Annotated in this window: 9 protein-coding genes; 7 read left to right on the forward strand and 2 right to left on the reverse strand. The window is 76.6% G+C overall.

Annotation, left to right across the window (positions count from 1 at the left end):
- Positions 1 to 467 precede the first annotated feature (467 nt).
- On the reverse strand, positions 468 to 1,784 hold the full coding sequence (locus ACFVVL_RS32570) for an alpha/beta fold hydrolase (protein WP_387681637.1): 1,317 nt from the start codon (positions 1,782 to 1,784) through the stop codon (positions 468 to 470).
- Positions 1,785 to 2,348: 564 nt separating this feature from the next.
- Between ACFVVL_RS32570 and ACFVVL_RS32575 the strand changes: the two genes are divergently transcribed.
- From ACFVVL_RS32575 to ACFVVL_RS32605, 7 genes are all read left to right on the forward strand, one after another.
- Entirely contained in the window at positions 2,349 to 4,469 is a 2,121-nt protein-coding gene (locus ACFVVL_RS32575) for a glycogen debranching N-terminal domain-containing protein (protein WP_387681708.1), read from the forward strand.
- 150 nt (positions 4,470 to 4,619) lie between these two features.
- Positions 4,620 to 5,378, forward strand: coding sequence for an NUDIX domain-containing protein (locus tag ACFVVL_RS32580; protein ID WP_380295769.1), 759 nt, complete (start codon positions 4,620 to 4,622; stop codon positions 5,376 to 5,378).
- Positions 5,379 to 5,604: 226 nt separating this feature from the next.
- Positions 5,605 to 7,695, forward strand: coding sequence for an ATP-binding cassette domain-containing protein (locus tag ACFVVL_RS32585; protein WP_387681640.1), 2,091 nt, complete (start codon positions 5,605 to 5,607; stop codon positions 7,693 to 7,695).
- A gap of 3 nt (positions 7,696 to 7,698) precedes the next feature.
- Entirely contained in the window at positions 7,699 to 8,604 is a 906-nt protein-coding gene (locus ACFVVL_RS32590) for a hypothetical protein (protein ID WP_387681643.1), read from the forward strand.
- 162 nt (positions 8,605 to 8,766) lie between these two features.
- A complete protein-coding gene (locus ACFVVL_RS32595; RefSeq protein ID WP_387681646.1) occupies positions 8,767 to 9,645 on the forward strand; it encodes a FadR/GntR family transcriptional regulator in 879 nt (292 codons plus the stop codon).
- 545 nt (positions 9,646 to 10,190) lie between these two features.
- Complete coding sequence (locus ACFVVL_RS32600) at positions 10,191 to 11,834, forward strand: RNA polymerase sigma factor (protein ID WP_380295763.1); 1,644 nt, start codon at positions 10,191 to 10,193, stop codon at positions 11,832 to 11,834.
- A gap of 308 nt (positions 11,835 to 12,142) precedes the next feature.
- Entirely contained in the window at positions 12,143 to 12,952 is an 810-nt protein-coding gene (locus tag ACFVVL_RS32605; protein ID WP_380295772.1) for a S1 family peptidase, read from the forward strand.
- A gap of 177 nt (positions 12,953 to 13,129) precedes the next feature.
- Here ACFVVL_RS32605 and ACFVVL_RS32610 read toward each other — a convergent pair whose 3' ends face one another.
- On the reverse strand, positions 13,130 to 13,360 hold the full coding sequence (locus tag ACFVVL_RS32610) for a hypothetical protein (RefSeq protein ID WP_380623529.1): 231 nt from the start codon (positions 13,358 to 13,360) through the stop codon (positions 13,130 to 13,132).
- Positions 13,361 to 13,594 lie beyond the last annotated feature (234 nt).

A 13,594-nucleotide genomic window follows, 5' to 3' on the forward strand; every position in this document is an offset into this window, starting at 1 on the left:
GTCCGGGCCCGGGCGGGTGCCCGGGGAACCCGCCGGCCCCGGCCGCCCGGCCGGGGCGCCGCCGGGGCGGGACGGTGACGGCGGCGGTGGCGCCCCCGGGGCGGGCGGAGGCACCGTGGCCCCCACCGCGCGGGCGGGGTGCACGGATGCGGCCGCGGCCCGCTGCCGCACCGCCCGGCCGGCGGGGTGCCGGCCGCCGGAGCGGCAGCGCGCCCTTCGCGCGGCGCGGATCGGCCGCCCGGCGCCCTGGCCGGCGCCCTCCCCGGCGGGCGGCTGCCGGCGGAGCCGGGCCCGGCGCGCGCGGGGCACGGCGGCGGAGCGTCATGGGAGGTGACGTCCTGACGGCCCCGGCGGGCGGACCGGGCCGGTCCGCCCGCCACCGGACCGGCTTCCCCGGCCGTCCTCCGGGGCGGCCGGGGAAGCCCCGGCCGGGCCGGTTCCGCCCGGTGGCCGCCTCCGGCGGGGCACTACGCCTCGCCGCGCGCCATCGCGATCAGACGGTCGAGCACCTTGCCCCCGCTGACCCGCAGGCCGTCGTGCTCCCACTCGTTGGTGATCCAGGTCCGCAGCCCCCGAACGGACCGCGCGGTCTCCAGCGAATCGGCGGTGTCGACGTACATGTCGTCGTGGTAGACCGCCGCCACCACCGGCACCTCGTTGGCGGCCAGCCGGGCGGGGTCGTAGAGGTCGGGCCAGTCGGCGCGGGCGGCGAGCAGCTCCGCGGTCTCCTTCAGCGGGCGCAGCGCCGGGTCGGTGTCGAACATCCAGGGGTAGATCATCTCCCCGGTGAACAGCACCGGCGCCCCGGACTCCAGCGCCGCCCGGGCGTCGAACTCCGGGAACTGCGCGCGGACGCGCGCGGCGGACCAGCCGGTGCCGGCCGGGTCCACCGAGCGCTGGCCGTAGATCGACTCATGGAGGACGGCGTAGAGCGGGCCCTGCGCGAAGGAGAGCTGCGCCTGGGCGCCGGCGAGGAAGGTGTCGGAGAGCTCGGGACCGGCCGTGCCCTCCACCCAGGCCTCCTCCAGCAGGTAGTGGAGGGTCCCGGAGCCGCTGCCGCCGCCGAGCAGCATCCCGAGGGCCTGGAACGCCTCGACGGTGAGCCGTCCGCCGTCGGGCAGGACGGCGGGGGCGTCGGCGAGGTGCGCGGCGATCCGGCGCACCGCCTCGACGTCCTGCGGGAAGCGCGCGTAGTGGCCCTCGTTCTTGCGGACGACGCGCGGGTAGGCGGCCCGGTAGACGTCGTCGGCGGAGCTGCGCAGCCCGGCCAGCCCGCCGGTGATGAAGGCCTGGTCGAGTCCCTCGGGGGCGGTCGAGAGGTAGGTGAGGGTGCAGAAGCCGCCGAAGCTCTGGCCGAGCACGCTCCACCGGCGGTCGTCGCCGAGCAGCCGGCGGCGGATCAGCTCGGCGTCCCGCACGATCGAGTCGGCCCGGAAGTGCGCGAGGTAGTCGGCCTGCTCCTCGGCGCCGCCGCGGCGCGCCAGCGTCTGCCGGGTGGCCGGCGTGGACCGCCCGGTGCCGCGCTGGTCGAGCAGGAGCACCCGGTAGTCGTCGAGCGCGCGCTCCAGCCAGCCGTCCCGGCCGAGCGGGCGGCCGGCCTTGCCGCCCGGACCGCCCTGGAGGAAGAGCAGCCACGGCAGACCGGTGTCCTCGGCGCGGCCGGAGGCGACCACCTCACGGGCGTACACCTCGATCTGCTCGGCCTGCGGGGCGGCGTGGTCGAGCGGCACCCGGAAGACGTGGTCGGTGAACTCAATCCCGGGCAGCCGGCTGGCGGTGGACATACAACTCCTCGGTCTCTGCTGGTCACAGCGGTCGCGCCGGCCCCGGCCGGGGTTGCCGGTGGCGGGGCCGCGACCCCCGCACCGTATCCTGGCCGCGGCCCGGGGCCGCCCCGGCGGCCGCCGCCCGCGACCGCCCACCCGGCGGCCCGTGCGGCCGGGGACGACGGGCCGGCAGTGGCGGCGGTCCGGCCGGCGGCCGCGGCGCCCGGGCGGTGACCCGACCCGGGACGACCCGGCGGGCGTGACCTGCCGCCGGTCTCCGGCGTTCACCCCGGGGGCCCTGTGCCCGGGGGCGGACCGTCCCGCGGGGCCCGGCGGTGCGCCGGAGGCACGGTGACGGCCGGGCGCGACGACGCCCGGGGAACGAACGACGCGGAGCCGGTACCGACGCGGTACCGCGCGCCGCTTGGCACGGCCCGGCACCGGGTACGGCCAGACACGGCACAGTGGCCGGCGGGGTGTCCGCCGGCCCGGCAGCAGCACGCACGCGATCGAACATGCTCGCGGCCCATCGGCCCTGACCGGCCACCGGACCGCCGAGGGGAGGAGAGTCCGGTGACCGCGATGAGGCCGCCACAGGCCGCACCCGCCGAGAGTGTGGTCGGCGCGCCCAGACCGGCGGGCCGGCCGGACCAGGCCCAGCCGGCCGCCCCCGGCGGCCCGGCCAGGCCCGTGCCGCCGCGCCCGCAGCCGGCCGCCACCCACCACGCGGTGCTCTGCGTGAACGCGCCCGCGATGGCGGCCTCGGGCCCCGACGGCCAGCTGCGCGGACACGGCCTGCACGGCTTCTACCGCTCCGGTGTCCGGGTGGTGGCCCGGATGGAGGTGCGCCTCGGCGGGGTCGAGCCGCTGCCGCTCCAGGGCACCCTGACCTCGGCGGCCCAGGCCCGCTTCCTGGGCGCCGTCCGGCTGCCCGGCGACCTCGACCCGGACCCGGCGCTCACCGTCGAGCGGCTGCGCCACGCCGACGGCGTCGAGACCGTCACGGTGCGCAACGCCGGCAGCCGCCCGGCCCGGCTGCCGCTGGAGATCGCGCTCGCCACCGACCTCGGCCCGGTCGGCGAGATCGCCGCCGGCCACCGGCCGCCGGACCTGCCGGGCCAGGTGCAGTCCGCCGGGCTGCGCTGGGCGGGGCCGACCCACAGCGCCACGGTCAGCGCCCAGCCCTCGCCGCACGCCGTGCTGGCCGGAGCCGGCGTGCTGCGCTGGGACCTGGAGGTCCAGCCGGGGGCGCGCTGGTCGGTGGAGCTGCGGGCCGGGCTGGAGACCACGGCCCCCGGACCCCGCCCGCCGGGCGGCCGCGGCGCCGGGGTCCCGCTCCCGTGGGCCGAGCCCGAGGTGCGCTGCGACGACCCCCGCGCGGCGCTGGTGGTGTCGCGCTCCCTGGACGCCCTCGGCGGGCTGCTGTTCGCCGACCCCGACCGGCCCACCGACCTCTACCTGGCCTCCGGTGCACCCTGGAGGTTCGGCCTCGCCCCGGCCGACGCGCTCTGGGCGGCGAGGCTGACCCTGCCGCTCGGCACCCGGCTCGCCGCCGGCACCCTGCGCGCCCTGGCCCGCCGTCAGCAGCCCGCCGCCGCCCCCGGCCAGGGCCCGCACCGCCCCGAGGGGCTGCTCCCCGGCGCGCTGCGGCACGGCGGCCCCGAGCTGCCGCCGACCTGCACCGCCACCGAGGCGACCCTGCTGTTCGTCACCGTGCTGGCCGAGGCCTGGCGTTGGGGTCTGCCCCGGGCGGAGGCGGCCGAACTCCTCCCGGCCGCCGAGCGCGCGCTCGGCGCGCTGCGCGACGGCCTGGTGGACGGCTTCGTCACCGACCTGAGCCGGCCCGTCGAGGAGCGCTCGGCCCACCCGGTTCCGGCCCGCGCCGAGGTGCAGGCCCAGGCGCACCGGGCCGCCCTGCACGGCGCCGACCTCCTGGAGGCCTTCGGACGGCCCGGCGCGGAGGAGTGGCGCGGCTGGGCGGCCGCCCTGCGCGGCCGGTTCCGCGAACGGTTCTGGGTGGACGACCTCTCCGGCGGCCGCCCCGCCGCCGGGCTCGCCCCGGGCGGCCAGCCGCTGCCGGCCGTCGCCGCGTCACTGGTCCACCTCCTCGACCCGGGCCTGTCCGCCGACGGCGGCCGGCACGAGAGCCTGCTGGACCGCGAGCAGACCAGGCTGCTCGCCCAGCGGCTGGCCGCGCCCGAGCTCGACAGCGGCTGGGGGCTGCGCACGCTCAGCGCCAAGTCGCCCCGGTTCAACCCGCTGGGCCACCGCAGCGGGGCGGTGCGCGTCCACGAGACCGCCCTCGCCGTCGCCGGGCTCGCGGAGGCCGGCCACGAGAACGAGGCCGGCGCCCTGCTGGAGGGCCTGCTCGCCGCCGCCGCCCACTTCGAGGGGCGGCTGCCCGAGATGTACGCGGGGGAGCAGTGGACGCCCGGCTGCCCGCCGGTGCCGCACCCGGGGGCCTGCCGGCCGGCGGCGGTCTCGGCCGCCGGTGCCGCGCACGCGGTGTTCGCGCTCGCCGGGGTCAGGCCGGACGTCCCCGGCGGGCGGGTGCTGGTCCGCCCGGCCAGCACGGCTCCGCTCGGGGAGCTGGAACTGACGGGGCTGCGGGTGGCCGGCGAGCCGTTCTCGGTCCGGGTCAGCCGGATCGGCGTGGCGATGGTGGAGGAGGCGTCCGCGGAGCTCCAGCTGGTGGCGCGCTGACGTCGCCTCCGCCCCCGCCGCCCGGGCGCGGGCCGGCTCCACCGGCCCGCGCGGGGCAAGCGGCGTGGGGTGGAGGCGCGGACGGCCGGGACAGCACGGCCCGTACACGGGCCTGTGCTTATCGTCAGAGAGACGACTATGATCGTCGCCATGTCGCGTTATGACCCGTCGGCCTTCCCCCCGTTCGCAGTCACGGTCGACCTGGTCGTGCTGACGGTGCGCGAGCACGCGCTCTGTGCCCTGCTGGTCCGCCGGGGCGAGCCGCCCTACCAGGGCTACTGGGCGCTCCCCGGGGGATTCGTGCGCCCCGACGAGGGGCTGGCCGAGGCCGCCTCGCGGGAGCTGGCCGAGGAGACCGGCCTGCGCGCCCACTCCGCCCCCGGCCACGACGCGGCCGGGCCCGGCACCGCCGGTGCCCACCTCGAACAGCTCGCCACCTACGGCCACCCCCAGCGCGACCCCCGGATGCGGGTGGTCAGCGTGGCCTACCTGGTGCTCGCGCCCGACCTGCCGACCCCGCGCGCCGGCGGCGACGCCAGCAGCGCCCGCTGGGCCCCGGTCACCGAACTCCTCGGCCCGAACCCGGCCGACGGCGTCCCGCTCGCCTTCGACCACGGGCTGATCCTGGCGGACGGGGTGGAACGCGCCCGCTCCAAGATCGAGTACTCCTCGCTCGCGACGGCCTTCTGCTCGGCCGAGTTCACCGTCGGTGAGCTGCGCCGGGTCTACGAGGCGGTCTGGGGCGTGGTCCTCGACCCGCGGAACTTCCACCGCAAGGTGACCGGCACCCCCGGCTTCCTGCTGCCCTCGGGTGGCACGACGACCCGTCAGGGCGGGCGTCCGGCCCAGCTGTTCACCTCCGGCGGGGCCAATGTGCTCAACCCGCCGATGCTGCGCCCGGAGTCCTGAACCCCCTTCTCCGGAGCCCGGGACCGGCACGGCCGGCGACCCCGGACGTCTCGGTCGCAGGATCGGATTGTCCCCTGATCGGGTGAGGTGTGCGGGCGGTGCGCCCGTGCCGCTCCCGCAATGCCCGGAATCGCCGCCGCGGACCCCTAATGTGCTGGCGCGGAACCGTGCGGGCGCGACCCGGCGCCGCACGGACCAGCGGCCGAGGGCATGGGAGCAGCCAGCGATGATCCAGATCACCGGACTGACCAAGGTCTACCGCCGGGGTGCTCCGCCGGCCGTGCTGGACCTGACCTTCGAGGCCCGCCCGGGCGAGGTGACGGCACTGCTCGGCCCCGAGGGGGCCGGCAAGACGACCGCACTGCGGCTGATGCTGGAGCTCGAACGGGGCCGGGGCGTCACGCTCTTCGGCGGCCGCACCTACCGCCGGCTGCGGCGGCCCGAGCAGGAGGTCGGCGTGGTCCTCGCCGGACCGGGCGGCACGCCCGGGGCGCCGGACACCGCGGGGCACCCCGGCCGGAAGGCCCGGGGGCACCTCAGGATGCTGGCCGCGGCCATCGGGGTGCCGGCCCGGCGGGCCGACGAACTCCTGGAGCAGATCCGGCTGGCGGCCGTCGCCGACCAGCGCCTGCGCACCTTCTCGCCCGGCATGCACCGGCGGCTCGCCCTCGCCGCGGCCCTGCTCGGCGAGCCCGGCACGCTGCTCCTGGACGTGCCCACCGAGGGGCTCTCCCCGCGCAACGTGGAGTGGTTCCACTCCTTCCTGCGCTCGTTCGGCGCCGCCGGCGGCACGGTCCTGGTCACCACCCGCACCCCGCAGGAGGCCGCACGGTTCGCCGACCGGGTGATCACCCTGGACGAGGGCCGGATGGCGGCCGACCAGCCGGTGGCGGAGTTCCGGCGCACCCGGATCAGCCCCGAGGTCGCCGTCCGGGGGCCGCAGATGGCCCGGCTCGCCGACCTGCTGACGGGCCATGGCGCGAAGGTGCGCCGGGACGGTGGCGCGGGGCTCGCGGTGGCCGGGATCGGGCGCACCGAGATCGGTGAACTGGCCTACCGGCACGGCATCCTGCTGCACGAGCTCGCCGACCGGGTGGTCGAGCAGCCGGCCCCCCGGGCGGCCCTGCCGGCCGGCTCCGGCCGGTCCGGCCACCTCCGGGCGCAGGCCGGTCCCGGAGCGCTCGGGCCGTCGGGGGCCGCGCCGGCGGGGGAGGGCCCGAAGGAGCGGGCCGGGGACCGGGTGACGGCTGCGCGGTCGGCGCCGGAGCAGGCGGCACCGGGGAAGGCCGTGCCGGAGCGGACGGCACCGGAGCGGGCGCCGGTGGGGCCGTCCGTCCCCGCCGCCGGACGGGAGCAGGACCCCGCGCCCACCCTCGCCCTTCCGGTCGCGGCGGTGGCCGGCCTCTCGGCCGCGACCGCGCTGTCCGCGCTCACCACCCGCAGCGGCGTCCGGGCCCTCTCCCGGCGCGCGGCCGCCGAGGACGGGCGGTCCCGCCCGCCGGCCCGGGGGAAGGGCGGGACCGGGGGCGGCGGGAGGCCGGAGGAGGAGGCCTCGCCGACCGTCGCGGTGGACCGGCTCTTCCGGGACGGCCGGTCCGGCCTCGCCCGCCCGGCCGACGGCCGCTCCGACGAGCCCGCGGAGCCACGGGCCGACGACACCATCCGCCTGGGCCGCGTCGTCCGCCCACTCGCCGCCCACCCCCAGGCCGCCCACCCCCAGGCCGCCCACCCGCCGGCGGTCTACCCGCCCGTGGCCCCTCCCCAGGCAGCCCACCTGCCCGTGGCCCATCCGCCGACGGCCCGTTCCCAGTCGGCTCACCCGCCGGCGGCCCGTCCGCCGGCGGTCCACCCGCCCGTGGCCCCTTCCCAGGCAGCCCACCTGCCCGTGGCCCATCCGCAGGCCGCCCATCCGCCGACGGCCCCTTCCCAGCCGGCTCACCCGCCGGTGGCCCAACCGCCGGCGATCCACCCGCTTGCGGCCCCTTCCCAGGCTGCCGACCTGCCTGCGGCTCATGTGCGGGCCGCCCACGCGCCGACGGCCCCTTCCCAGTCGGCTCACCCGCCGGCGGCTCACCCGCCGGCGGCCCATGCCCAGGCCGTCCACCCACTGGCGGCCCGTCCGCCGGCCATCCACCCGCCTGCGGCCCACCCGTCGGCCGCCCCTCCCCAGGCCCCCCGCCCACCCGCCGGACCCCCGGCCCCGGCCCCTGCCCCGGCTGCGGCCCGGGAGGGCGCGGGGGAGGCGGCCGGCGGCGCCGCCGGGGCGGACCGGGGCGGGTCCGTTGTTCCCGTGACCTCTGACCTTCGGAGCGAGTGAAGCGTGCGAGTTCTGGCTTATGAGCTGCGCCGGCTGCGCGGCCTGCGTTCGACCTGGCTGCTGCTCGGCCTGGTGGTGCTCGTCGACGCCGCGGTCGCCGGTGTGCTGGCGGCCCGGACGGCCCACGGCGAGTTGGGCGGCCCGGCGGCGGTGCGGCTGCTGACGGCGGCGGTGCCGCTGGTGCCGCTGCCGTTCGCGGCGCTGGGGGCCGGGGTGCTGGGCGCGCTGTCGTACGGGCACGAGGTGCGCCACCCGGGGCTGGCGGCCTCGCAGGTGGGCTATCTGCGCCGGGTGCGGCTGCTGGCGGGCAAGCTGCTGGTGACCGGGGCGATCGCGGCGGCGCTGGCGCTGGTGACGCTGCTGGTCGACGCGGTGACCGTGCACCTGGCGCTGCCGTCCGGGGTGGCGGTCGAGGTCTGGCCGGAGCAGGCCGCGCTGTCCGGGCGGATCGCCCGGGCACTGGCCTCGGCCGGTTTCGGCGGGCCGGCCGAACTGTCGGGGCTGCCGGCCCCGCTGGCGCTCGGGGCCGGGCCCGGGACGCCGGCGGCGCTGCTGGCGTTCGCCCTGCTGGTGGTCGCCGCGGGCTGGACCGGGGTGCTGACCGCCGCGCTGACCCGCAGCGCGGTCGCCGGGGTGCTGCTGCTCTGCGCGCTGCCGCCGCTGCTGGAGTCCGGGGTGGCGCTGCTGCTGCGGCAGACCGGGACCGCCTGGCCGACCCGGGCGGCGGAGCTGCTGCCGTTCCAGTCCGGGATCGAGTGGGCGTACGGATGGGTGTACGGCGGGGACCGCCGGGTTGCGGACGGCGGTTCGGTGCTGAGCGATCCGGCGCTGCTGGCCGCGGCGGCGGCGCCGGCCTTCGTGTTGCTGCTGGTGACCCTCGCGGTGCAGGTCAGGCGCCGGATGCTGTGAGTCCCGGCCCGGCGGGGCGGTTCGTCAAGATCGACCAAGGGTGACCGTAATGCGCGCTTCGCCCTGATATGAAGTCAATTATCCAGTCACGGCCGATCACCCTTTCGTGTGCTTTTCACGAGAATTCTCAAGCTGCGCCCGCCGATCGCCGACAAAGGAGCTGTGAACACCCTTGCGCACCCCACCATGACCCCCGCCCGTTCCGCCGACGGGGCCATCCCCGGCCCGGCCGACCTGGACCGTTTCTCCTACGCCGACCGGCCCACCCCGCCGGCGCCCCGCTGGGAGGGCGCCGAGTCGGACCTCGCCCGGGTCGGCCGCAAGACCACCAGCAGCCGCGGCCGCGGCCTGCACGGCCAGCTCGTCCAGCAGCTCGGCCAGATGATCGTCTCCGGCGACCTCGGCGCCGACCGCCCGCTCGTCCCCGAGGAGATCGGCCAGCGCTTCGAGGTCTCCCGCACCGTCGTCCGCGAGTCGCTGCGGGTGCTGGAGGCCAAGGGCCTGGTCAGTGCCCGCCCCAACGTCGGCACCCGGGTCCGCCCGGTCAGCGACTGGAACCTGCTCGACCCGGACATCATCGAGTGGCGCGCCTTCGGCCCGCAGCGCGACGAACAGCGCCGGGAGCTGTTCGAGCTCCGCTGGGCGATCGAGCCGCTGGCCTCCCGGCTGGCCGCCGGCCACGGCCGGGAGGACGTCCAGCAGCGGCTGGCCGAGCTGGTCGAGATCATGGGCCACGCCTGCGCCCAGGCGGACCTCGCCACCTACGCCCGCGCCGACGCCGAGCTGCACGGCCTGGTGCTGCAGCTGGCGGGCAACCGGATGCTGGAGCACCTCTCCGGGATCGTCGCCTGCGCGCTCCAGGTGTCCGGCGGTCCGGCCACCTCCTGCGAGCGGCCCTCGGAGCCCTCGGTCGGACTGCACGCCCGGCTGGTGGACGCGCTCGGCACCGGCGACGGCACCGCCGCCGAGACCGCGATGCGGGCGCTGCTCACCGTCCACCCCGAGATCGAGCCCTCCGTCCCGGCTCCCCGGGAGCACTGAGCGGACCGTTCGGCGACCGGGTGCCGTCACTCCTGCCCCCGGCCCGTCCACGGACCGCCCCGCCATGATCCGTCCGACCGCGACCGTCCCGCGGCGATCCGCCGCCTCCTCCGCGACCCGGGCCCTCCGGCTGCCGCCACGGTGCAGCCGGGGGGCCTCCGCGTTTCCGGGACCGGTCCGCGGCCGCCTCGCGGAGGCCGCCGGGAATGGAATGTCGTGTTCACGAGGAACGGTTCCGGCGCGGGTGGGGGATGATGGAAGCCGGCCCCGGGCCGCGGGGCCACGTCCGGTGTGACCCGCGACACGAAGGCCATGCGTAACACTTGACGAGTAGCAGCGATGTGTCCTGAGCGGAAGCAGCTCCGGAATACCCCAACATGTCAGAATGCTGTGTTGGTCTGCGGCGCTGCTGCCGTCCTGCAAACCCAGTCCTCAAGCCCGAGTCGGTCGGAATCGACACCGCGTGCCCGACGCGCGATCTCCTTCCCCGCCCGCTCGGGCGGCCGGTACGGGTTCGAGTCCACTCATCGTCCGAGAGGTTGTTCGTGTCGGCCAGCACATCCCGTTCGCTTCCCCCCGAGATCGCCGAGTCCGCGGCTCTGCTGGCGCTCATCGAGCGGGGCAAGGCCCAGGGGCAGATCGCCGGTGACGACGTGCGCCAGGCGTTCGAGGCGGACCAGATCCCGGTCACCAAGTGGAAGAACGTCATGCGCAGCCTCAACCAGGTGCTGATTGAGGAGGGGGTGGACCTCATGGTCAGCGCGGCCGAACCGGCCGGCGCCAAGCGCAAGAGCGTTGCTGCCAAGAGCCCCGCCAAGCGCACGGCGACCAAGGCGGTCACCACCCGGACCCCGGCCGCTCCGTCGGCCCCGACCAAGCCGCCCGTGCGCATCGCGCCCGGTGCGACCATCTCCACCCCGGCGGTCGCGGCCGCCGCCGCGCCGGTCAGCACGGTGTCCGCCGAGATCACCGCCGAGGCGACCGCCCCGGCCGCCGAGGTGAAGGCGGCTCCGGCGAAGAAGGCCGCCCCGGCCAAGAAGGCCACCGCGAAGAAGGCCGCCGCCCCGGCCAAGAAGACCGCCGCCAAGAAGACCGCCGCCACCAAGACGGGCAAGGGCGACGAGGAGCTGCTCGGCGAGGAGGAGCTGCTCGAAGAGGTGGCCCTGCCGGGCGACAAGGCCGGTGCCGAGGGCGACGCCCCCGAGGAGGAGTCGGAGGGCTTCGTCCTCTCCGACGACGACGAGGACGACGCGCCGGCCCAGCAGGTCGCCGTCGCCGGTGCCACCGCCGACCCGGTCAAGGACTACCTGAAGCAGATCGGCAAGGTCCCGCTGCTCAACGCCGAGCAGGAGGTCGAGCTCGCCAAGCGGATCGAGGCCGGCCTGTTCGCCGAGGACAAGCTCTCGGCCGCCGACAAGCTCGCCCCCAAGCTCAAGCGCGAGCTGGAGATCATCGCCGAGGACGGCCGCCGCGCCAAGAACCACCTGCTGGAGGCCAACCTCCGCCTGGTGGTCTCGCTGGCCAAGCGCTACACCGGCCGCGGCATGCTCTTCCTGGACCTCATCCAGGAGGGCAACCTCGGTCTGATCCGTGCGGTCGAGAAGTTCGACTACACCAAGGGCTACAAGTTCTCCACCTACGCGACCTGGTGGATCCGCCAGGCGATCACCCGCGCGATGGCCGACCAGGCCCGCACCATCCGCATCCCGGTGCACATGGTCGAGGTCATCAACAAGCTGGCCCGCGTCCAGCGCCAGATGCTCCAGGACCTGGGCCGCGAGCCCACCCCGGAGGAGCTGGCCAAGGAACTCGACATGACCCCGGAGAAGGTCATCGAGGTCCAGAAGTACGGCCGCGAGCCCATCTCGCTGCACACCCCGCTGGGCGAGGACGGCGACAGCGAGTTCGGTGACCTCATCGAGGACTCCGAGGCGGTCGTCCCGGCCGACGCGGTCTCCTTCACCCTGCTCCAGGAGCAGCTGCACTCGGTGCTGGACACCCTGTCCGAGCGCGAGGCCGGCGTGGTCTCGATGCGCTTCGGCCTGACGGACGGTCAGCCGAAGACGCTGGACGAGATCGGCAAGGTGTACGGGGTCACCCGTGAGCGCATCCGCCAGATCGAGTCCAAGACCATGTCCAAGCTGCGCCACCCGTCGCGTTCCCAGGTGCTGCGCGACTACCTGGACTGATCGGCGCGAACGATCCCCGGTACCGGTCGGCCGGTACCGCCGGAAGGCCCGGAGCCCCGTGCTCCGGGCCTTCCGGCCGTTCGGGGCCGGTCGCGTCAGCGTCCGGGTGGCCGTTGTCGCTCGTCCGGGTGGTGGCGCGGCGGTGAGCGGTCGCGGACCGTAGCGGTTCACCTACGCTGTGCCGGTTGCCTGCTGCCGAGCCACCTGGAGACACGGTGCCGCCCACCCGCGCCGACCTGCCGACCCCCGCGCCCGCCGCCGCACCCGGGGCCGCCGGCCCGGTCTCCCGGCGGCGCCGGGCCGCCGTCCTGACGCTGCTCGCCGCGCTGCCCGCGCCGCTGCTCGCCCTCGGCCCGGCGGCCCCGGCCGCCCAGGCCCGGCCGCAGGGCCGGATCGTCGGCGGCGGGACGGTGAGCACGGACGACCACCCGTGGATGGTCGCGCTCGCCAGCCGCCAGCAGTTCGGCTCCGGGCGCTCGGGGCAGTTCTGCGGGGGAGCGCTGGTCACCCCGACCAAGGTGGTCACCGCGGCGCACTGCTTCTACGACGAGTCCAGCGGGCGCCAGGTGGACCGGCCGGGCCTGCGGGTGGTGGTCGGCCGGGACGACCTGCGCGGTTCGGCAGGCCGCGAGGTGGCGGTCCGCGGCGTCTGGGTCCACCCCGGCTACTCCTTCACCGCCAACATGAACGACGTGGCGGTGGTCACCCTGGCCGAGTCGCAGGGCACCCGGCCGGTGATCGAGCTGGTCGGCCAGGGCGAGACGGAGCCGTACCGGCCGGGGACCAGGGCGCAGGTGTACGGCTGGGGGGACACCACCGGCCGCGGCGACTACTCGCCCGCGCTGCGCAGCGTGGAGGTCCCGGTCATCCCCGACCAGACCTGCGCCCAGGCCTACCCGGGCGGCCCGGACGGGCGCTTCGACGCGCGGGGCATGGTCTGCGCGGGCGAGCAGCAGGGCGGCAAGGACGCCTGCCAGGGGGACAGCGGCGGCCCGCTGGTGGTCGCCGGCCGGCTCGCCGGGCTGGTCTCCTGGGGGACGGGCTGCGCCGAGGCGGGCCACCCCGGCGTCTACACCCGGATCGCCTCGGTCACCGACGCGGTGCGCGCCGTGCTGTAGCCGGGCGGGCACCCGGAGTCGACCGTTCGGGCAGCGCCCGGGGCGGTGGGTGGAACCGGCCCGGGAACGACGAAGCCGGGCGACCGGCCCCCGAGGGGGCGGTCACCCGGCTCACCGGTCACGCGCCGTGCGCGGCCGGACACACAGCTCGACGCTGGTTCCTGGTGGCGCCGCGGATCAGCGCTCGTCGTCGTTGGCCGTGGCGGACGTGCTGCCCAGGCGGCCGCTCTCGTCCTGTATCTCCACGGCGATCTTCTTGAGCTCGGGCTCGAACTTCCGGCCGTGGTGGGCGCAGAAGAGCAGCTCTCCGCCGCTGGCGAGTACGACGCGCAGGTAGGCCTGGGCGCCGCAGCGGTCGCAGCGGTCAGCCGCGGTGAGCGGGCTCGCAGGTGTCAGAACAGTAGTCACGTCGCCTCTTCTCTAGCTCGACGAGCTGTCGTACCAGGGTGAACATCCAACCAGGCCGAAAACGTTCCCGCTCGTGGCTTTTCTTCTCTGAGGATTCTGCTGTGTTGATGAGGACGTGCCCCGGGGGCCGGTGGTTCATGCGTACCGAATCCCAGGATCCGCCCGTCGCTCGAACGCCCGATCGGAACCGGATGTGAGAGTCCGCGTAGCATAATCCTCTGCTGGGTTGGAGCA

The sequence above is a fragment of the Kitasatospora sp. NPDC058115 genome (assembly GCF_042884635.1).
Lineage (GTDB): Bacteria > Actinomycetota > Actinomycetes > Streptomycetales > Streptomycetaceae > Kitasatospora.